At 39.7% G+C, this 461-nt stretch carries 2 tRNA genes; both read right to left on the minus strand.

Annotated features, from left to right (window positions below):
* Positions 1–140: 140 nt before the first annotated feature.
* Positions 141–216, minus strand: a tRNA-Ala gene (locus tag BHX94_RS12635).
* Between the two features lie 32 nt (positions 217–248).
* Positions 249–325 (minus strand) — tRNA-Ile (locus tag BHX94_RS12640).
* Positions 326–461: the final 136 nt, after the last annotated feature.

The following is a 461-nucleotide window of genomic DNA, read 5'->3' on the forward strand; positions in this document are numbered from 1 at the left end:
AATTGTGATGTTTATACATTGCTGTATAAACGCGCGATTTTTTTAAGAATTCAAAAATGAACTCACTCGGTTTTGCTTGGTAAAATCTTTTATTTCTTCTTACTTTATCTAGTTTTCAAAGTACAATGTTCAAAAAATAATGGTGGAGACTAGCGGGATCGAACCGCTGACCTCCTGCGTGCAAAGCAGGCGCTCTCCCAGCTGAGCTAAGCCCCCATAAAGGTATTAATTTAAAAGAATATTTATAATGGTGGGCCTAAATGGACTCGAACCATCGACCTCACGCTTATCAGGCGTGCGCTCTAACCAGCTGAGCTATAGGCCCATTAAATGTATAAACATTCAAAACTGAATACAATATGTCAATGTTAATCCCTATCAGACTTAGAAGTCTGATTTCCGTAATTATCCTTAGAAAGGAGGTGATCCAGCCGCACCTTCCGATACGGCTACCTTGTTAC

The organism is Macrococcoides bohemicum, from assembly GCF_003259675.1.
Taxonomy (GTDB): domain Bacteria; phylum Bacillota; class Bacilli; order Staphylococcales; family Staphylococcaceae; genus Macrococcoides; species Macrococcoides bohemicum.